At 26.7% G+C, this 22,075-nt stretch carries 19 protein-coding genes; 16 read left to right on the top strand and 3 right to left on the bottom strand.

All coding sequences use genetic code 11. The annotated features are described in order from the left end of the window. Positions 1-65: 65 nt before the first annotated feature. Together JL105_RS11205 and rlmH are read left to right on the top strand one after the other, a co-directional pair. Positions 66-497: an HNH endonuclease gene (locus JL105_RS11205; protein WP_158280059.1), complete on the top strand. Its 432-nt coding sequence runs from the start codon at positions 66-68 to the stop codon at positions 495-497. After that, positions 487-966 carry a 23S rRNA (pseudouridine(1915)-N(3))-methyltransferase RlmH gene (rlmH, locus tag JL105_RS11200; protein ID WP_132029353.1) on the top strand — a complete coding sequence of 160 codons (480 nt, stop codon included), beginning with the start codon at positions 487-489 and terminating at the stop codon, positions 964-966. The genes JL105_RS11205 and rlmH overlap by 11 nt, the downstream gene beginning before the upstream one ends. Here rlmH and JL105_RS11195 read toward each other — a convergent pair. After that, entirely contained in the window at positions 941-2,506 is a 1,566-nt protein-coding gene (locus tag JL105_RS11195) for a recombinase family protein (RefSeq protein ID WP_132029356.1), read from the bottom strand. The two genes, rlmH and JL105_RS11195, sit on opposite strands and share 26 nt — an antisense overlap. Before the next feature lie 491 nt (positions 2,507-2,997). Here JL105_RS11195 and JL105_RS11190 point away from each other — a divergent pair, with 491 nt between their 5' ends. Together JL105_RS11190 and JL105_RS11185 are read left to right on the top strand one after the other, a co-directional pair. Then, entirely contained in the window at positions 2,998-3,336 is a 339-nt protein-coding gene (locus JL105_RS11190; RefSeq protein ID WP_132029359.1) for a helix-turn-helix domain-containing protein, read from the top strand. 321 nt (positions 3,337-3,657) lie between these two features. Further along, positions 3,658-4,056, top strand: a complete 399-nt coding sequence (locus JL105_RS11185; RefSeq protein ID WP_132029362.1) for a RepB family plasmid replication initiator protein — start codon at positions 3,658-3,660, stop codon at positions 4,054-4,056. An 81-nt stretch (positions 4,057-4,137) separates the two neighbouring features. On the opposite strand, the gene JL105_RS11180 is transcribed toward JL105_RS11185, so the two are convergent. After that, positions 4,138-5,064 (bottom strand): hypothetical protein, encoded by a 927-nt coding sequence (locus JL105_RS11180; RefSeq protein WP_132029365.1) that lies wholly within the window; start codon positions 5,062-5,064, stop codon positions 4,138-4,140. A gap of 247 nt (positions 5,065-5,311) precedes the next feature. Continuing rightward, a complete protein-coding gene (locus tag JL105_RS11175; protein WP_132029368.1) occupies positions 5,312-5,668 on the bottom strand; it encodes a type II toxin-antitoxin system PemK/MazF family toxin in 357 nt (118 codons plus the stop codon). A 339-nt stretch (positions 5,669-6,007) separates the two neighbouring features. Between JL105_RS11175 and JL105_RS11170 the strand changes: the two genes are divergently transcribed. The 12 genes from JL105_RS11170 to istA (JL105_RS11115) all read left to right on the top strand — a co-directional run bounded on the left by JL105_RS11170 (position 6,008) and on the right by istA (JL105_RS11115) (position 22,075). Next, positions 6,008-6,280 carry a tyrosine-type recombinase/integrase gene (locus tag JL105_RS11170; protein ID WP_132029371.1) on the top strand — a complete coding sequence of 91 codons (273 nt, stop codon included), beginning with the start codon at positions 6,008-6,010 and terminating at the stop codon, positions 6,278-6,280. A gap of 112 nt (positions 6,281-6,392) precedes the next feature. Further along, positions 6,393-7,946 carry an IS21 family transposase gene (gene istA, locus JL105_RS11165; RefSeq protein WP_202690535.1) on the top strand — a complete coding sequence of 518 codons (1,554 nt, stop codon included), beginning with the start codon at positions 6,393-6,395 and terminating at the stop codon, positions 7,944-7,946. A gap of 1 nt (position 7,947) precedes the next feature. Next, positions 7,948-8,700, top strand: a complete 753-nt coding sequence (gene istB / locus JL105_RS11160) for an IS21-like element helper ATPase IstB (protein ID WP_093751361.1) — start codon at positions 7,948-7,950, stop codon at positions 8,698-8,700. Between the two features lie 2,255 nt (positions 8,701-10,955). Further along, positions 10,956-12,230, top strand: a complete 1,275-nt coding sequence (locus JL105_RS11155; RefSeq protein ID WP_202690534.1) for a M16 family metallopeptidase — start codon at positions 10,956-10,958, stop codon at positions 12,228-12,230. A 23-nt stretch (positions 12,231-12,253) separates the two neighbouring features. Further along, positions 12,254-12,760, top strand: a complete 507-nt coding sequence (locus JL105_RS11150; protein ID WP_202690533.1) for a hypothetical protein — start codon at positions 12,254-12,256, stop codon at positions 12,758-12,760. A gap of 85 nt (positions 12,761-12,845) precedes the next feature. Continuing rightward, the gene (locus tag JL105_RS11145) at positions 12,846-13,016 is read left to right on the top strand and encodes a hypothetical protein (protein WP_202690531.1); all 171 of its coding nucleotides are present in this window, start codon (positions 12,846-12,848) and stop codon (positions 13,014-13,016) included. A gap of 156 nt (positions 13,017-13,172) precedes the next feature. Continuing rightward, positions 13,173-13,523, top strand: a complete 351-nt coding sequence (locus JL105_RS11140) for a hypothetical protein (protein ID WP_202690532.1) — start codon at positions 13,173-13,175, stop codon at positions 13,521-13,523. An 85-nt stretch (positions 13,524-13,608) separates the two neighbouring features. Then, a complete protein-coding gene (locus JL105_RS11135; RefSeq protein ID WP_202690531.1) occupies positions 13,609-13,779 on the top strand; it encodes a hypothetical protein in 171 nt (56 codons plus the stop codon). 1,122 nt (positions 13,780-14,901) lie between these two features. Next, positions 14,902-16,704 (top strand): B12-binding domain-containing radical SAM protein, encoded by a 1,803-nt coding sequence (locus tag JL105_RS11130; RefSeq protein WP_202690530.1) that lies wholly within the window; start codon positions 14,902-14,904, stop codon positions 16,702-16,704. A 25-nt stretch (positions 16,705-16,729) separates the two neighbouring features. Then, positions 16,730-18,463 (top strand): ABC transporter ATP-binding protein, encoded by a 1,734-nt coding sequence (locus JL105_RS11125; RefSeq protein WP_202690529.1) that lies wholly within the window; start codon positions 16,730-16,732, stop codon positions 18,461-18,463. Continuing rightward, positions 18,420-20,105, top strand: a complete 1,686-nt coding sequence (locus JL105_RS11120) for an ABC transporter ATP-binding protein (protein ID WP_202690528.1) — start codon at positions 18,420-18,422, stop codon at positions 20,103-20,105. Before JL105_RS11125 ends, JL105_RS11120 begins: the two co-directional genes overlap by 44 nt. A gap of 416 nt (positions 20,106-20,521) precedes the next feature. Beyond that, complete coding sequence (istA, locus tag JL105_RS11115; RefSeq protein ID WP_202690527.1) at positions 20,522-22,075, top strand: IS21 family transposase; 1,554 nt, start codon at positions 20,522-20,524, stop codon at positions 22,073-22,075.

Here is a 22,075-nt window from a genome sequence, read left to right as displayed (position 1 = left end):
CTGCAGCTTTTTTAAGTTTAAGGGAAAAATGTTATAATAAGTTTTATAGGAAAAGGTGAATGTACATGAATATTCCCAACAGTGAAAAGATATATATATACGAACGAGAAAAGAAAAAATGTTTTTATTGTGGGAAGAACCTTAAATTTAGACAAATAACCTTAGATCATTACTTGCCTAAATCAAAAGGAGGAACTGAAGATATATTTAATTTGGTATTATCCTGTAGGAAATGTAATAGATTAAAGGGAAATAAAATACCTAGAAATTATGAAAGAAAAATAATTAAATTATTTCAAAAAGCCTTTTACGATAAAATGATTAAAATTGGTAATATTATAGTATCTAAAGAGGATTTAAAAGAGGAAATTTTAAATATAGATAGAATAGAAGAGATTCGACCTAACTTTGTTTTTCAAAGTAAACATATGAGATTTTATATAAAAAACAATACTATAGAGCGAATTATATTATTAGGAGGGAAACATGAAGATTAGAGTTATTGCAGTTGGTAAGATAAAAGAAAAATATATAAGAGATGGTATTAATGAATATTTAAAAAGACTTTCTAGATATTGTAGTGTAGAAATAATAGAAGTAGAAGATGAAAAAACACAAGAAAATTTAACAAATAGAGAAATAGATATAATAAAGGATAAGGAAGGTAAAAGAATTTTATCTAAAATTTCACCAAATTCACATATAATTTCCTTGGTAATAGAAGGAAAACAAATGTCTTCAGAAGAACTAGCTAACAAAATAGAAGACTTGATGATAGAAGGTGTAAATAACCTAACTTTTATAATTGGAGGATCATTAGGACTATCTCGTGAAGTAATAGAAAAAAGCAATTTAAAATTATCATTTTCAAAAATGACTTTTCCTCATCAGTTGATGAGAATGGTACTGTTAGAGCAAATATATAGAAGTTTTAGGATAATTAGAGGTGAACCGTATCACCGTTAGTCGCAAAATTACTTTGTTTTTTAGAAGCCGCAAGTTCTGGGATTTCTTGTGGCTCAAAATAAAACTTAATTTGCCTAACTGTTCTGTTTTTAATATTATCAGAATCATTTACGTAAATTTCATCTATAATAGACCTTAATAATTTCTTTTTTTGCTCCACATCGGCTTTTTCAAATAGAAGATTGAAATTTTCAAAAATGGCTTGTATTTCATCAGCATCTAGAATAGTGTTTGATTGTAGTTGGTTCAAATCTTCCATTATTGCTATCTTTTTATAATTTAAATTTTTCTCTTTCTCTCTTAAAAATGAATTCATTTCAGATAAGGTTTCTGCATCTATTTTTTCATTGAATTGAAGTTGCAGATTTTCTTTTTTCTTTTTTTCAACTTTAGCTAACTCTTTGTCTATTACTTGTAAATCTCGTATATATGGCTCTGTATCTATTTGGCTTTGAGATTTTATTTCTTTGACTATTGTTTCTATAATTTCTGGTTTTTGAACAAATTCATTTATTTTCTTAATCACTGTTTCTTCTGCTAAATCTGCGTTTATTAGGTTAGACTTGCATACGCTTGAACCTTTGTTGAAAAAACTAGAACATTGATAATAGCGATAATATCCTTTTCCATTTTTCTTTTTGGTTCTGTGGCTAAGCATGGATGCCCCACATTGGGGGCACCGAAGTAGCCCACTTAATAGAAAATTTCCCTCATATACTTTAGCTGATTTTTTTCCTCTTACTTTTCTTATTGCTTGAGCTTTTTCCCATGTTTCCTCTGAAATAATTGGTTCGTGATTACCATCTACTAAAATATACTCTTCAGTTTTTCCTTTTCTTCTTTTTTTATCCCAATCCTTATGTTGTCCCCATCTAACTTTTCCTACATAGATAGGATTGTCTAGAACTTGTTTAATGCTATTAATTGACCAATCAGTACCTTTTTTAGTTTTTAAATTTCTGTGATTTAAATAGTTTGCAATTTTTTTATATCCCCAGTTTTTTTCAGTAAAATAATAAAAAATTTTTTCTACAATCATCTTTTCATCTTTGTTTATTATAAGTTTTTTACTATCATCAGAATCATAACCAAAAACAATACCGCCATTCCAATTTCCTTTAAGAGCATTTTGTCCCATAGTCATACTTACAAAGTCAGAAGTATTCTCTCTTTCCATTTCTGCTACTGCACCAACGATATAGCACATAAATCTTCCAGTAGGGGTTTTTGTATTTATTCCATCTTCGATAAAAATTAGATTAATGTCATTTTCATCTAATAAATCTATTGTATTGGCTAAATCTTTTAGTTTTCGTGTAAACCTACTTAGCTTAAAAGATATAATAGTATCAACATTATTTTTCAAGGCATAATCAAGCATTTCTTTAAATTCATCCCTGCCCTCTATATCTTTTCCACTTATACCTTCATCTCTGTAAACTTTTACCAGATTAATATTATTCCTTTTGCAATATTCAATTATTTCTCTTTCTTGGCCTTCAAGAGAAATACCTTCTTTTTTTTGCCTTATGGTACTCACTCTAATATAGCCAACGGCATTTATTTTATTGATAAATATCAGCTCCTTTTATTATTTTTTATATATTTGAAAATCAGAAATTGATATTTATCCTTTTTTATTATGTTGTCATACCTATATTATGTATTAATGACAACTCCCTTTTATATTAAGCAAACCAGAGTAATAGATTACTAAGCTATTTTATTTTTAGTTTTGGCATTTGTTTTATTTGCTTCCTGTTGAATAATCTCTATAAGAACCTGTATCAATTCTAATACTTTTGTTTGCTTTTCTATATCCATTCAATCCCTCCTTGTTTTTTAATTGTAAACCTATTATAATACATATAAATCAAATTGTCAAATAATTATTGCCTAAGGCAATTTTGTATGATATAATAAAAACATAAAGTTGATTAATCAACATTAAGCAAATGGGATTATATCAGTAATTAACAGACAAAAAACATAAAGTTGTTTAAACAACTTTATGGAAAGGGAGGTGTTCAAATGAAACAAGAAGATATAGGAAAAATTATTAGGAATAAAAGAATAGAAAGAGGAATAAAAATAAAAGAATTAGCTGAAATGACAAATCTTAGTGCTGCCTATTTAAGTCGAATAGAGAGAGGAGAAAGAAAAGCTCCCAGCTACAATGTAATGGAAAAGATATTTACAGCATTAGGAATACCGTTAGATAAAGAAGAAAATAGAGGATTTGAAGCAGATTTCTTCAAGCTAAAGGAATTATTAATCATGCATAGGAATAAAGGAAATATGAGTATTAGAGAGACGATAGAAATTTTGGAACTTATAGAAGATATAATAAAAGGAAAAAATGAAGAATAAGAACTGGCATCTAAAAAGTAGTCTATTAAAATAATAGGCTACTTTGTTTATAAACTGGGAATACTAGCAGTAATATGTTATAATATAAAAGTAAAATATATTTTTGGAGGTGAAATGATGATTGAGGTTGTTGGTGTTGCTATTTTCTCAATAGCCTGTATGAGTATTGCAACTATATATGGAATTAAAAAAATGACAGAGAAAACAAAAGTTTGAAAGGTATGCCTTAGACAATGACTATAGGGCATACCTTATTTTTTTATTGTTTATAGTCGCTGTGAAATAAATAACTTATAAAAATTAGTGAAAAGGGTGAATTAAATGGAAAAAAACAATTATACATTTTTTGTAACAAAGACTCCAAAGCAAAATGAAAGTATTACTATTAGATATACTCTTGGAGAAGAAGCTAAAGCTTTGCTTTTATACTTAACTGATAAGATTGCAAAAGATGAAGAATTCAATATGGATACTATAATATTAGAGGATGAGGATTTCGAGGCTATATTTAAATGTAAGTTAAACGATGATGAATTGTTTAGAAAGATTGATAATATAACAAATGAATTAATGTCCTTAGATGTGATAAAAAAGAGAGGCAAGGACACATGGCAATGTACAAAAATGATTAAATCATGGGAGTATTGGAGTAGAGAGCTATATGTAAGTCTAGATAAGAAATTTATACCATATGTAACATTTTTAATAACTGAATTATAGATTCAATATAGAAGTAAGGTATCTTGTATGAGATACCTTACTTCTATAAATATTATTAATTAACATTCTTTTTATTTTGTTTTAAGTAAAAAAATGAGCTAAGGGATTTTTGATGTATTTCTTTTTATGAGGCAATTTTTCATTTTTAGGTATTACAATGGGATTAATTTTTAGTTCATTTAATATATTAATATATTTATGAAACATATAAGAACTATAATATTTCCTTGCTTCTGTAACTCCTTTTCTACTAATCGATAATAGTAATTTTCTAAGGTTTTCTATTTCTTTTTCTTTTAAATTAGTTGAAGATAAAATTTTCATAATATCATATAATTTATAATAATTACCTGGATACAAAATTGGTTCAAACTCCTCAATGAAATATTTTCTGTAAACTTCCGAATCCCAATAATTTTTTAAAGTTCTCTCAATGTCATACTTTTTCATATTATAGTATAAGTGTCTATTGAGGAGTTTAACTTCATATCTGAGAACATTTTTTTCATATGATTCAATCTTTGCACCTTTTGCATCTCTTTCGCTTTGCTTGTCATAAATAATTTTGGACTTGCTTTTATTTGAGTGATAGATGGATGTATTAAAGGTTTTCTTCTCGGCAAAATATTGTTTATCAATGATTTTTTTGTATCGTCGGAGAAAAAAATCTCTTTCTTCAGGAAGCATTTTAGCGTCGTATCGATATTCTATTCTTGTTAGAATTAAATTCAATATTTCACCGAAATTATCCATGCAAAATCTATGCAAAAAATTTTCAACTTTATTATAATCATTATCCTGAATATCAGCTTTATTTAATAGTTTTATAGCATCAATTGTTAAAAGTAATTTCCATCCACCATATATATTGCTTATGGTAGCAGCAATACCAGCTTTTTTATCGCTAATAATCTCACCGACTAAGATATAATTAGCATCAAACTTCTCTTCACAAAAAGTAATATTTTCCATTTCTAAGTTACAATACATTGAAAAAGTATGTATCATATCAGATGACTCCTTTTACTTTCGGGAAAAATTATTTATTATAACAAGCTCTGAAAATGTTGATATATAGTAGATTTTAGTATATTTTATAAATAATTATGTCATATTTTTTCACCAAATTCAACCTATTTATTTTGCTGTAAGGGAAGAAATTTAAGTTTAAACATTGGGGGCACAATATTATAGATAATTGTTATGTGACTTATAACTGGCGATAAAAAAAGTGCCTATATAGGCACTTTGCTGATTAAGGAATTCCAACGGAAACCTTTATAGACTGTTCAATTCTTTTCATTGCCTGTGGAGACAATCTTTCACCCGTAAAGGATTTTATGCGGGTTTTATTAATTGTACGAATCTGTTCTCCCATGACTACTCCTGTAGTAGTTCCATTTCCATTAAACATACCCTTATCAAGTATGACTTGAGTAGGCTGCCAAATATTTTTTAGCCTATGGGTAATAGGTAATATGATGGTGGTAGGCGAGTGCAGATTTCCGATGTCATTTTGAACGATTATACATGGGCGAATTTTGCCAATTTCCGAACCTTCTCCAAAGCCTAAATCCACATAATAAATTTCTCCTCTTTTAATATTAAACATTTGCAGACCTCCTTAGAATGCTAAGAATGGCTCCTTCTATCTTTAGTTACTGTATTATACAAATGCTATAATTTTTTATAACTGCATATATATTTCAAAATATGCAGATTAGATAAAGTACTAAAATAGAGCTCAGCAGTACACTAATTAAACAATTATTACTTAATGAATGTAATTTTTTATGTAAAAGCATACATTCAAGTAAATGTGCATAAGTATTGATATTTAAGGGATTAGTATGATTTTTATTATGAGTACTTTTAGGATAATGCTTTTGAATGTATAGTTTTTATGATGTAATAAGGGAAAGTTTACATTTAATTTTAGGGGGGATAACTGATGACTGTAGAACCAATAAAAGATAAAAAGAAGATTGGGGATTTTTTAACTTATTTAAAAGGAAAAAATCAGAGAGATTATACCCTTGCAAAATTTCAACTAAATACGGGATTAAGAGTATCAGATGTTGTTCCAATTAAAGTATCAGATATCTTTACTGAAAAAGGGAATTTTAAAAATTATTTTGTATTAAGTGAAAAGAAAACAGGGAAAGAAAAAAAGATAAAATTAAATGATGAGTTGAAGAAATCCTTGAAAGAATATGTAGTGTAAGTGGTAAAATAAAATCATGAGATTTCGGAAAATAAGAATCCTGAAATTTTTCCAGTTGTATATGAAACAAATCTACTTTCCTGTAAAATATCTTACAGGAGGTAGATAGAAAATGGGATTGAAGGGTTGGCATATGTTTAATGAAATTAAAAACATGAAGGAGTTAGGGCTAAAGAAATCTCAAATATCAAGATATTTAGATTTAGACTATGGGACTGTATCTAAATACTGGAATATGCAGGTAAAGGAGTTTGCTGAAAATATGGAAAAAGTGAAGGTTAGAAAGAAAATACTAGATGAATATGAAGATGAGATAGTAGGTTGGTTAAGAGATTTTCCAGACATGAGTGCAGCTCAGATTTTGGATTGGTTAAAGGAAAGATATGGAGATATTAAATGCACAGATAGGAGTGTGAGAAACTATGTAAGATATATAAGAGATAAATATGATATTCCAAAGGTTGTATCTAAAAGACAACATGAAGCAGTGCAAGAACTTCCAATGGGCTATCAGGCACAAGTTGATTTTGGACAAATATGGCTTAACAATGCAGATGGAAAAAGAGTTAAACTTTATGCCTTTGCTATGGTACTGTCCCATTCTAGAATGAAATATGCCTATTGGCAGGACAAGCCATTTACAACGAAAGATTTTATCGATGCTCATATTAAGGCCTTTGAATACTTTGGAGGTAAAACCCACGAAATAGTATATGACCAAGACAGACTATTAGTAGTTGATGAAAACTATGGAGACATAATTTTTACAGAAGAATTTCAAAACTTTAAAGACTTTATGAAAATTAGAGTAAGAATGTGTAGAGGATATGACCCAGAAAGCAAAGGAAAAATAGAAGCAGTTGTCAAATATTTAAAGTATAATTTTGCAAAGAATAGAACTTTTGTTGATATAGACAAGTTTAATGAAGATTGTCTATTGTGGTTAGATAGAACAGGAAATGCTGATATTCATGGAACAACAAAAAAGATACCGAAAGAAGTATTCTTCCTCGAAAAGAAATACCTTCTTCCAGTATCACAAACATTTAGAAATGTACCATCTAATTCAATTTTAACCTATACAGTAAGAAAAGACAATACAATTTCTTACAAACAAAACAGATATCAAGTACCAAAAGGAACCTATGAACCAGGAAAAACAGTTGGAGTTCGTAATTTAGATGGTATTATTCAGATAATAGATAAGGATACAGGTAAAATTTTAGCAGAACATAAGGAGTGCATACTGAAAGGAAAATTAATACAAATTGATCATCCTGAAAGGGATAAAACTTTAAAGATAGACAAACTATATGAAAAAGCTTTAAATGTACTGAACAACACCAATGAAGCCAAGATTTTTCTCGATAGAATTAGGATTGAAAAACCAAGATACATCAGGGACCAATACAGTTTAATATGCAACACTTGTAAAAATGTAGAGAAAAAACTCATAGAAGAATCTCTTAAATATTGCATAGAAAGAGAGATATTCAGTGCTGTAAGTTTTAGAGATGCAATTGAATTTTTAGGTGAGAAATATAAGGAATTAGATAACCAAAAACTAGAAACAGCTAATAAAAACATCCCTTCTATCCCTCAAAGATATGATATTAAAACCCAAATTAGGGATACATCAGAATATGTAAAAGCATTGGAGGGATAAGATGATAGGTAAAATTGATTATATAAAAGAATATGCCAAAGAACTAAAGTTATTAAATCTGCAAAAAAAGATAGACGAGTTCATAGAACATGGAGAAAAGGAAGATTTATCATATCAAGAATTTCTTTACCAAATATTAAATGAAGAGATAATTGCTAAGGAGCAGAGGAAAAAACAAACTCGATTAAAAAATGCAGGATTTCCTGTAATAAAGACAATAGAAGAATTTGATTTTGAATTTCAAAAGTCTATCAGCAAAAGACATATAAACAGGCTTCTAGAAATGGACTGGATAGATAAGATATACAATCTTATCTTCCTAGGTCCTCCTGGTGTAGGGAAAACTCACTTAGCCATAGCATTAGGCTATAAAGCTATAGATATGGGATACAAGGTAAGCTTCATCTCAATGGACAATTTGGTCTATTCATTAAAAACACAGGATATAATGAGAAAGAGTAAGATAAAGATAAATAAAATACATTCCTCAGACCTTGTAATTATTGATGAAATTGGATATCTACCAATTAATCGCGAGGAAGCTAATATGTTTTTCCAGTTAATATCAGCCTTACACGAACAGACTTCAATTATAATTACATCAAATAAGGGCTTTGGAGATTGGAACGAATTATTAGGAGACCCAGCATTAACTACAGCTATATTAGACAGGCTTACCTATAAATGTGAGTTATTTAATATGACTGGCAAAAGCTATAGGCTTACACATAGAAAATCCTTTTTAGAGGATTAGAAACTGGAAATTGTTCGGGAAAATTATTTTCCGAAATTTAAGGAAAAGTACTTGCCGTTTACAAATGGCCATGGGAATTTGAATTGTAAGGTTTCCTTAATATATTAACAAGTTTTTATATGTTAATTTGAGATAAAATTAATTCTAGTTTGGTTTTTTATTAATATTTTATAACTTCCTAAATATGTAAAAACCTCCACTTTAAAATTTTTAAATTTTACAATTTAACTTCTACTAGAATTAGAGTTGTCACTGCTAAGGAGATATATTAATTATATATGTAATATTGTGCACCATTAAAATTGTTGTCAAATCAAAATCTAAAGATATTTTCACTTTTTTATTACTGCTTCATGATTAATTTTATTATGATTAGTTATATCTGACTTACCATACTAAAAAGGAGCATCATATAATAAATCCTAGACTATTAACTATTTTGCAAAAAGTATTTATAAGAAGTTTAAAGTTACTAAAGATAAAATACTAGTTAACCTAACAACATGACAGAATATCCTGAAATGTCGAAAAAATGAAAAAGATGACGAACGAAACTTGCAAAAAAAAAAGAGGGTTTTTAAAGGAAACATAGAATTAGAAGTAGTAAAGCTAGTATTTATTATATTATTAAACAACTTAATACATTTAATTGATTTTATAGTATTAAATTAAAATATTCATCTTATTATATTGTACATGATTGTATATGTATCATTATTATATAGGTTTTAATAGATTAACCAATGTTAGTATAAGTAAGTAGAGTGATATGTCAACACTTTTTCGGACATATTTTTACCGAACAATTTATATAAATCCCCATGAATTTGTTTGCGATTATAAGATTATTTATTTGGTCCAGTCAAGGGTAAATGAACTCGCTATCGCTCGCCCTTGACAGAACCAAAAAATAATCTTTTTAAACAGATGCAAAATTAAAAATTAAGTTTTTGTATACTAAGAAAGAAAAAATAGGTGTTCATAAAATGTTTAAGAGAAATACTTATGCAGATGAATTTACAACAATAATTGTAGAGTTAGTACTATCAGAAAACCAGTGGAAGAAGTATCGCATATGAATATATATTAAGATAAAGTACAATACGTAGTTAAATAAAAAAATCTGCTATTGAAGTAGAAAGAGATACTACAAACCCTTAAGAAATTTTAAAGATCAAGAAGGAAACATCAAATCTTTATGAGAAATTCAAAATATTTTAAAAGCTATGTCTATATTCACAACCAATAAATTTTGATGATATATGTTAAATAATTAATATAACTTTTATACACATAATGTAGATGCTTAATTATCCAAGAGACATCTATTCTGACAAATAAAAATGAAAAACCTAAAACAAGTTTAATAAATTATAAAGAAATTAGTTTTAAAAAGATACAAAGACATATAAAAAACTAGGCATTAAATTCATTGCTGTTAAAAAGTATAGACCGAGTTTAAATAAAAAAGTTTATGGTGAAGATGAAAACTTCTTTAAATAAGAGTATTACCAATACGAAAAACAAAAAATGACTAGCTGATATTATATATATCTATACTTAAAAATACGTATGGACTTATTTGTCATATATCCTAGATCTGCATACCTCTAAAATAATAATATATAAATCTTCGAAAACCATGTACATACCCTTAAATATTAAAAGCATTAGATAATGCTATAACTGTTGACAAACCTGCTAAAGCTTAATTATAAACTCAGATGAAGAATTATAATATATATCAAAAAAACATCGTAAAACAGTAGAATAAAAGGAACTTTGATTATTGTATAGTACTAAGTGTTATTTATATGACAGTACTTGTACAGAAAGCTTTAATGCAATACTTAAAAGGTATATATCTAAATACATTTGTAGGTTATAGGAATATGAGTGTAATATTATTTCAATACATAGAATGATTTTATAATAAAAAAAGGATTTATTTATTAATAAATTGCATGGTTTTAGATACATATATAAAACTTATGTAGGGTATTATAGCTTATTTTGAGTTTGTTATATTCTAATGAAAAGTTTATGAATGTTTAATTAAGGAAGTAACGTTATTTTTAATTTAAAATAAAAAATATATATAGCAAATAATTTAATGACTATAATGATTATATTGTTAAATAATAGAAGTTAGAACTATAATTTGTTTATTTCTTGTTTAACTTTTATTAAGATGTTATATTTTTTCTATTTAAAAAATTTCTTATAGGAAACTGTTTATGGAAGGGTGATACTATATGAATGAAGTCTTAAGTTTTTACCTTGAAAATGGATTACAGGTGCTTCTACATAAAATTCCTAATATAAAAATGATTGCTACTGGAATGTGGATAAAACAGGGTAGTAAGAATGAAAATGATGATGTAAATGGAATTTCTCATTTTACAGAGCATATGGTATTTAATAGAAATAATCGTTATAACAAAGATGTTGGGAAGAATTTTCAAAAGCTTAATGATTTTGGAGTTACTTATAATGCTACTACTACGAAAGAATATACATATTACCATTTTAAAGGTTTAAAAGAAAGTCTTGAAATTTGCCTAAATACTATTAAATCTATTATTGTCAATAACAATAAATTTGATAAAGAAGTATTTGTTAATGAAAGAAAAGTAATATATCAGGAAGCTAGTTCATATTATGCATCTTTTAATCAGATTGTAGAATGTATTAATCAAGCAATTTATGGGAATTATTCAATTGGAAGACCCATCTTAGGTACTTTAGACAACATTAATGACATTAAGCTTGAGGATGTTGAAAAATTAGTTTCAAATACATATACTCCAGAAAATTCTATTTTAATTTTGATAGGAGATATTAATTATGATGAGTCCACAAAATTAATCAAGAGTATATTTGGAGATTGGGAGGACACCTCAACAATTAAGGTCAATGAAAGTATCGTAGATACACCTGGAGTTTACTACAAGAAAACCTCCAATACTCCTAATAGTGTTCTCTCATTAGGGTTTAAAGTTAAGAATGATAGTATAGAAGATGTTTTAATATCTAAGCTATTAGTTAAAATTCTTGCAGACCCTATAATGAGTCAGCGTATTACACATGAAATTCGGCAAAAGAGAGGTATTGCTTACAATGTTGGAGGATTTGTTACTGAATATGAAAATTTTTCAACTCTTGCAATTTCTGTAGTCTGTAAGCACGAGGATGTTACAGAGGCTACAAATGTTATTATTGAAGAAATCATTCGATTATTAGAAAACGGTATTAATGAGGAAGAGTTTAATAGATCTAAAATGTCATTAATTACGGAAAAGAATCTTGATTTTAATAATATAAGTAAAAAATTAATATATTTTGGGAAATATGCTTCATATAATCAATTATATTTTTTAGAGAATACAATACGAAAGATTAAGAAAATACAGCTCGAGGATGTAATTAAAAGAAGTAGAAGCATTTTAAGGTATAATAACCTGGGACTAGCTATGATTGGTAATACTGATATTGAGGCAGTTGTAGATACGTTAGAAAAAATTAATTAAAATAATTGTATAGGAGGATAATTATGAGTACAGCTATTAATTTGTCAGAAGATATTGACATTTTCGAGAAAAACATATTTAATGTAATGTTTTCTATCTTCAATGATTACAAAAGTGTAGATGCAATATGTCATGAAACAAATATTCCTAAGCTAAAAGTTCAACAAATATTAAACTTATTGGACGAAAATAAGCTTATAATTACCAATTTTGATGTTGATTCAAATAATATGCTAAAAAAAATGTATAAATTACAAGAAGACTTAGATATTATTGATGATGGAAAGTTTAGTAATATTATTGAAACAATAAATTATTTTTCTAATATTATTAAAGCATTAATTAACAATATATACAAAGATGAATTTGGAATTGCAAATAATATAATTATTAAATGTGATAAGGATACGGTAGAAGAATTCCTTAAAGATTATAATAAGCTATTGGATAAATTTGAAAGTATAGAAGATAAGAGTTCAGATGAAACGTATGCTTTTGTATCAGCAGTAGGTAAATTTGGAAGATTATGAGCTAACATAAAAGATCTATATTTATTATTTTGCTTTAATTATTGATAATAGTGGCCTCTGTAACAAAAATAAAGGAGGTGAGAGTATGACTAAAAAGAATAAAAAAATGACAATTAAGGAAGATGAATTAAACATAAATGATGGAAAAATAGTTATTAGTAATGAAGAGTTAGCAAATGCTATTGAATCTGAAGAATTTTTTATTGATGGAGAAGAAGGTAAAGATGGTTGGAAGATTACATTTGAAAAGACATAATAATTTAATATGTACAATAATAAAATCTTACCATTTTAAAGTTATGTAGAAAGTTGTGTGGATAAATATGATTTTTTATACAGAGGCCATTACCCTTCATATAATCGTAAAATTCATTTATAAGTTATCTACGACTAAAAACAAGTATTAAACTTATTGGATAAAAATAAGCTTATAATTACCAATTTTGATGTTGATTCAAATAATATGCTAAAAAAAATGTATAAATTACAAGAAGACTTAGATATTATTGATGATGGAAAGTTTAGTAATATTATTGAAACAATAAATTATTTTTCTAATATTATTAAAGCATTAATTAACAATATATACAAAGATGAATTTGGAATTGCAAATAATATAATTATTAAATGTGATAAGGATGCGGTAGAAGAATTCCTTAAAGATTATAATAAGCTATTGGATAAATTTGAAAGTATAGAAGATAAGAGTTCAGATGAAACGTATGCTTTTGTATCAGCAGTAGGTAAATTTGGAAGATTATGAGCTAACATAAAAGATCTATATTTATTATTTTGCTTTAATTATTGATAATAGTGGCCTCTGTAACAAAAATAAAGGAGGTGAGAGTATGACTAAAAAGAATAAAAAAATGACAATTAAGGAAGATGAATTAAACATAAATGATGGAAAAATAGTTATTAGTAATGAAGAGTTAGCAAATGCTATTGAATCTGAAGAATTTTTTATTGATGGAGAAGAAGGTAAAGATGGTTGGAAGATTACATTTGAAAAGACATAATAATTTAATATGTACAATAATAAAATCTTACCATTTTAAAGCTATGTAGAAAGTTGTGTGGATAAATATGATTTTTTATACAGAGGCCATTACCCTTCATATAATCGTAAAATTCAATAGTATAAAAGTATTTAGCTTATATATAAAAGCAAATTAAATATTAGATTTTAATGTTATTTTTTATAGCCTAGATGGATATATTTGTATAGAGTTTTAATTGAAATAGCTTTTATTATTTTAATCCATTTTGAGGGGTTGAAGAACCAAATCTGTATTACGATGAATGGTAAGATTTTATACGGATACATTTTAATTTAGTACATTGATTTTTATAATTTTAAATATAGGTTTTTTGTTATTAAGTTTTCTAGTATAACTCTCTGCTAGATATATTTAATTTTATCTAATAATATCGTCAAAATTGTTAATGTATTATAATACTTTAACTAAAGAGGTGTATTAATACCATAGAACGTAAGTCCTATGGCTTTGGTAGAAATAGTATATTTTCAAGCATCTAAATTAATTGTTAATGTATGTTAGTTTTATTTAAGCTATTATAAGCAAACTTAGGAAATCAATTTTAAATATTTATCTGGACAGAGCTATAAATATGATGTATTTCCATGCCTAATTTAGCATAATTTAAATCTCCGTAATTCAGATCGATAAAGTTTTGGGGTATTTTCAGTAACATAGAATTTAAATTCTATAATACCACTAATTAGTTTAAGAAATATATTTAGTTTTTAATTAGAAGTTCAACAACAAAAATTGATTAAATATCATCAATAATAAATGTATTAAATAATATTTTTTACAAAAATATATGAATTATCACCATCATCAACTTCATTTTATAAAGTAAGTATATTTTTCTGATTATGCTAATAAATTTTCAAAGTAGCTGAAATATTACGTAAACCTAGTTGTTTAGTGGAAGTTGGTATGGCAATATTTATCTATAATAATGTTATTATTTTAGTTATGTAAATATAACTATTTAATATATATCTAAAATTAACGAGTTTTAGTCATTACAATATCATATATAATGAGGTATCTCTAGGGAGTACATCATTATGTAATTTACTACTAATTATATTTATAGGGAGGAGTTAAATGGATGTATTATTGATAAATAATTTAAACTTTAGATATACTGATTACGAAGACATTCCAAATATTGGACTTTTAAACTTGGCAAGTATTTTGTATAGAAATGATATTGTAGTAGATATATATGATTTTTCTTATGAAAAGTATGTGAACAATAAAGAATTTTCAATTATACAAGATAAAATACTTGATCAGATAGTCGAGGATATAATTAATATAAGTCCAAAAATTTTAGGGTTTACTACTATGAATGATAATTACCCTTTTGTGATTGATTTATCTAGTAGAATTAAGGATAAGGTTAAAAGTAGTGATTTAGATGATATTTATATTATTTTAGGGGGGCCACAAGCTTCGTTAACAGCTAAAGAGACTATTAATAATTTTTCGTGTGTAGATATGATCATGATAGGAGAAGGAGAACAAAATATTTTATTTGTTGTGGAATCAATTCTGAGTAACTCCCTAGAAAATTTGAAGTCCATTCCTAATTTAGTATATAGAAATAAGGGCCGTATTTTTTTTACTGACAGAGATACAACAATGATAGATGTTGATTCGATACAACCTATTGAACCTATATTCCTAGATAAATTTATAGTCAAAGATAAAATAGACTCTTATCCAGTAGATGTAGGAAGAGGATGTCCTTTTGCTTGCACTTTCTGTTGTACTAGCAAATTTTGGAACCGTAAGTTTAGATTAAAGTCAAATGATAATATTATTAAGGAAATATTATATATTAAAAGTAATTATGATATTAATACGTTTGCTTTCAAACATGATTTATTCACTGTTAATAAGGATTTGATAGTTGATTTTTGCGAAAAGCTTAAAGAAAGCAATGCTAATATTGAATGGGGATGTTCTGCAAGAATAGATACGATAGATGAAGAGTTAATTGATATAATGATTGACGCAGGTTGTAAATCTATTTATTTTGGTATTGAAACAGGTTCTCAACGTATGCAAAAAACAATTAATAAAAACATTAATCTAAAAGAAGCATTAAGTAAAATAAGAATGTTAAGTACAAAAGATATTACTATAACCTTGTCTTTTATGTATGGTTTTAAAGAGGAGAAGATCGAAGATTTACATCTTACATTATTTTTTATTAATGAATTAATAAAGTTAAATATTAAAAGAATACAGTTGCATAGATTTACACCATTTCCCAGTACTAAAGAATTAGAATTAGTTATGGATGATTTGTATTTTGATAAAAATAGGATCAATGGTTTTTTCTATGACAAAAAATTTATTAAGAATTACGAAACTCTGATAACTGATAATATTAGTTGCTTTACAAATTTTTGTGAATTTGATACACCTGTTAGAAAAAATACCGATAATCTCTCTGAGTTTATTTATTCACTAGTTTGTATGTATAGATTCTTTAATTATATCTATTATCATTTAATGAAGGAATTTGAAGGGAAATATATTTATGATATTTATGATTATTATAAAAATGACTTAACTACAATTATTAATAAAGTTGATATTGATTCAACGTATAAGGATTTAAAGGACGAATTTCTTCAAGTAATCCTTAACTTTATTGAAGTTATTTCTTATTCTTTGTCAAATCATACGGGCAATAAAAATATAATATATATGTTTCACTTAGGTAAGGAAGCATTTATGATGAATTTTGATAACTATAAAACTAAAGTTATTGTAGACTATCCAGTTGATGTTGTACTATTGCAAAATACAAAAACTAAATCTTTTGAGTACAAAGATACAAAAGTATGTATTAGTAAAAAACCAAATCAAAAAATTAGTGTACGAAAGATATAGCTTATATATCAGGGAGGAGGTTACAATGAATAACTATTTAAGAAAAAATAAATTAATACTATTTATTTATGGAGTTTTTTCGTTAATAACTTTTCTCTTCTCAACTTTAATATTTACTTCATATTCTTGGATTACAGATATTGCAATAAGCAATAATCTTGCTCAAGGAAAAGTTGTTGCTATTCAAGTTATATTAGTACTTTTAGGAATGTTAATTTTCTTAATTCTTATGTCATTTGTTGAAAGATATCTTCTTTATAAAGTTTCAAAATATTTAAGAGAAGATATGCTAAATAAATTACTAAATTTAAATTATAATAGCTTCTATGAGAAGGATAATATGTACTATTCTTCTATGATTGTAAATGATATTGATGTCTTAGAAAATGAATATTACAAGAGTTTAATTACTATTATTGGAGAAGTAATTCAAGCGTTTGTAATGATCTATTTTATCGCAAGAATTGATATTAAATATGTGTTTATTATTCTATTATTAATTATACCTTCTTTAATCCAACCTTTTTTGCTTAAGAAAAAAATAGGTAGGGCTGGATTTGAAAGTTCAAAAGAAATGACTAGATATAATGATAAAACCAATGAGTATATCTATGGAATGGAAGAAATTATAACTAGTAATAATAATAATATATTTCGAAGAAAATTTAAAAATGATGTTTTGCAATTAGAAGATACTAGATATAATGAAAAATTTTTAGGAGTAATCAACTTTATTTTAGCTGCTATTGCAATTTATTTTTTAAAAGTTGCTTCTTTAATAGTTTTTGTTAATGATGTTGTAACTGAAATAATAGCGGTTTCTGCAGCTACAGCTTTGTTTGGATATGCCAATAGTATAGGTAACCCTATATCTTCTATATTAGTTTATTATGAAAAAATTAATGCAAGTAAAAATGTTAAGGAAAAAATAGATAAGTTTTTGAATAAAGAAGAAAACTTACAAGTTCCATTAAAAGATATTAATGATATTGAAAAAATAACTATTAAAGATTTAAGTTTTTCTTATAATGACAATCAAGTTCTAAAAGATATTAATTTTACATTTAATAGAGGGGAAAAATATGCGATTTTTGGTGGTAGTGGTAGTGGTAAAAGTACATTAATTAAACTTCTCATGGGATTTTATAAAGATTATAATGGTGGGATATTTTATAATGATGAGGAACTAAAAGCAATAGATAATAGCTCGCTTTGGCAACAAATAGTCTATGTTCAACAGGAAGTATTTATAATGAGTGGGACGTTGAAGGATAATATAACCTTATTCTCAGATATCTATACAGAGGAAGAAATAAATAGAGCAGTTGAACTATCAGGGCTTAGTAAAGTAATAAAAAACTTACCTAATGGTATTCATACTTATATAGAAGAAGGCGGGAAGAACTTTTCCGGTGGAGAAAAACAAAGGATTTCATTAGCTAGAGCTTTATTATCAGATAAACCTATATTTCTATTAGATGAAAGTTTTTCTGCACTTGATAAGAAAAATTCTATTGAAATTGAGAAGAATATTTTAAACCTTGATAAGACAATAATATCTATTAGCCATAGGGTTAATGATAACTTATATATGTATGATGAAATTATAGTTTTGAAAGATGGAGTAGTAGTTGAAAGTGGTGCATATGATGAACTATTTAAACAAGGCACATGTTTTTATGATTTAATTCAAGGTAGCAAAAGGGGGAAAGACAATGAAGAAAAGAAACAATATAGTTCTGAAATCGCTTTTTCATAGTCCTTTAAAAATATTTATATTAACTATATTTTATATCTTTACCGCAATATTTGCTACTGTTTTAAGCAAGGGTTTAGGAGAGGCTTTTGATATTGGTATTAGTGGTTCAACTAATGAATTCAGGACCTACGCCATTAAATTAGTCATAACTCTTGGGCTTTTATTAGTATTTCAATTTTTAGCTGCTTTATATGAGCAAAAGTATTATTTTGAGACATTAAAAAGAACTAGGGTTGGAATATTTAATGAAATAAATAAGAAGCCATTATATGAATTTATTAAAAAAGATTACGGAGATTACAGCTCTTCACTAATTAATGATGTCAAGTTACTAGAAGAACAATTTTTCCATCCTATAAGATTTACTTATGATCAAATAATAGGTTTAATAATAGCTGTAGTATTTTTAATAAGGATTAACATATGGATTACTATTTATATAATTCTTGCCAGTTTTATTCCTTTATTAATACCAAAGTTATTAGAGAATAAATTATCCAAAAAATTTTCAGATTATAGTACTGGTATCTCTAATTATACTATGAGTTTAAATGAACTATTAGATGGTTATAACGTGATTAAAACTTATAATGCAGAAAACGCTATAAAGCTCAGACATAATAAAATTAACAAAGAAACTTTGACTATAAAAAGAAATGCATATAACTTTCTTGGTGTTGTGTCCAATGTAACAGCCATAACTTCAGCTTTCGTAATGATAGGGGCATTATTAATTGGTATGTTTTTAGCAATATATGATATTTTAACAGTGGGTGAAGTTTTTGCTATAGCTTTTATATCTGGTAATATTACAGGCCCTCTTAGTGTAATAAGTAGTAATATTTCAAATATTAAAGGTAGTAAAGATATTATTCAAAAATTTGATATTAAAGAATATGATAAAGATAAATTAGTAAAATTAAATAATATTAATGAAAGTATAGAATTTAAAAATTATTCTTTAACTATCAATAAACCAATTTTGAAAGATATAAATTATACTTTTGAAAAGGGTAAAAAATATGCTATAGTAGGTGGAAGTGGCAGTGGCAAAAGTTCTCTAATAAAGAGTATTTTAGGCTATTATTATGATTATTCTGGAGAAATTTTAGTAGATGGGGTAGAGTTAAAATCTATAGATATAAATAGTTTATATGATAATATTTCATATATTCCGCAAAATGTATCTTTTTTTCAAGGTACTATTAGAGATAATTTAAGCTATTTTAATTCAAATTTAAATTCAAAACTAATAGAAGCCCTAGAATTTGCAAATATAGATAGAAAGATAAAGAATCTACCTGATAAATTAGATACTGAAATTGACAAAAATATTGCAGAGTTTTCTGGTGGAGAAAAACAAAGAATTGGAATTGCTAGATCCGTAGTACACAATAAGGAAATTTTCATTTTAGATGAAGCTACATCTGCATTAGATGGTAAAAACTATACTATAGTTGAAAATAATATTTTAGAAAAAGATATAACCCTAATTGCAGTTACCCATAGATTAGATGAGAATATTTTAGAGAAGTATGATGAAATAATAGTTCTAGATAAAGGAAGAATAGTTGAAAATGGGACCTTTAAAGAGCTTATGAATAATGAGAGCTATTTTTATCAATTATATTTTAGTAACTAAATATTAGTATTTAATAGGGAAATTTTGTTTTATACCATTTTATGGATATAATGCTTAGCTAAAGGATAATAGGAAGTTATAAATAAATAATTAAAATAGAAAAATAAATTAAAAAGCCATAACAATACTGTATTGTTATGGCTTTCAGTTTGTAGACAAAACACGGTTTCCTTCGTAAGCGTATAATAATAGATGCAGGGTTTTAAATAGGGATGTCGTATATGACATCCCTGTAAATTTAATCTACTTTACATGTTTTCTGAACTAATTCATCCCATGGCATCATTAAATTAAGTATGTGTAAGTGGTAAAATAAAATCATGAGATTTCGGAAAATAAGAATCCTGAAATTTTTCCAGTTGTATATGAAACAAATCTACTTTCCTGTAAAATATCTTACAGGAGGTAGATAGAAAATGGGATTGAAGGGTTGGCATATGTTTAATGAAATTAAAAACATGAAGGAGTTAGGGCTAAAGAAATCTCAAATATCAAGATATTTAGATTTAGACTATGGGACTGTATCTAAATACTGGAATATGCAGGTAAAGGAGTTTGCTGAAAATATGGAAAAAGTGAAGGTTAGAAAGAAAATACTAGATGAATATGAAGATGAGATAGTAGGTTGGTTAAGAGATTTTCCAGACATGAGTGCAGCTCAGATTTTGGATTGGTTAAAGGAAAGATATGGAGATATTAAATGCACAGATAGGAGTGTGAGAAACTATGTAAGATACATAAGAGATAAATATGATATTCCAAAGGTTGTATCTAAAAGACAACATGAAGCAGTGCAAGAACTTCCAATGGGCTATCAGGCACAAGTTGATTTTGGACAAATATGGCTTAACAATGCAGATGGGAAAAGAGTTAAACTTTATGCCTTTGCTATGGTACTGTCTCACTCTAGAATGAAATATGCCTATTGGCAGAACAAGCCATTTACAACGAAAGATTTTATTGATGCTCATACTAAGGCCTTTGAATACTTTGGAGGTAAAACCCACGAAATAGTATATGACCAAGACAGACTATTAGCAGTTAATGAAAACTATGGAGACATAATTTTTACAGAAGAATTTCAAAACTTTAAAGACTTTATGAAAATTAGAGTAAGAATGTGTAGAGGATATGACCCAGAAAGCAAAGGAAAAATAGAAGCAGTTGTTAAATATTTAAAGTATAATTTTGCAAAGAATAGAACTTTTGTTGATATAGACAAGTTTAATGAAGATTGTCTATTGTGGTTAGATAGAACAGGAAATGCTAATATTCATGGAACAACAAAAAAGATACCGAAAGAAGTATTCTCCCTCGAAAAGAAATACCTTCTTCCAGTATCACAAACATTTAGAAATGTACCATCTAATTCAATTTTAACCTATACAGTAAGAAAAGACAACACCATTTCGTATAAACAAAATAGATATCAAGTTCCTAAAGGGACATATGAACCAGGAAAAACAGTTGGAGTTCGTAATTTAGATGGTATTATTCAGATAATAGATAAGGATACAGGTAAAATTTTAGCAGAACATAAGGAGTGCATACTGAAAGGAAAATTAATACAAATTGATCATCCTGAAAGGGATAAAACTTTAAAGATAGACAAACTATATGAAAAAGCTTTAAATGTACTGAACAACACCAATGAAGCCAAGATTTTTCTCGATAGAATTAGGATTGAAAAACCAAGATACATAAGGGACCAATACAGTTTAATATGCAATACTTGTAAAAATGTAGAGAAAAAACTCATAGAAGAATCTCTTAAATATTGCATAGAAAGAGAGATATTCAGTGCTGTAAGTTTTAGAGATGCAATTGAATTTTTAGGTGAGAAATATAAGGAATTAGATAACCAAAAACTAGAAACAGCTAATAAAAACATCCCTTCTATCCCTCAAAGATATGATATTAAAACCCAAATTAGGGATACATCAGAATATGTAAAAGCATTGGAGGGATAA

Source organism: Keratinibaculum paraultunense (assembly GCF_016767175.1).
GTDB classification, from domain to species: Bacteria; Bacillota; Clostridia; order Tissierellales; family Tepidimicrobiaceae; genus Keratinibaculum; species Keratinibaculum paraultunense.
The sequence above is the reverse complement of the archived record's forward strand: the minus strand, read 5'-3'. Positions and strand labels throughout refer to the sequence as shown.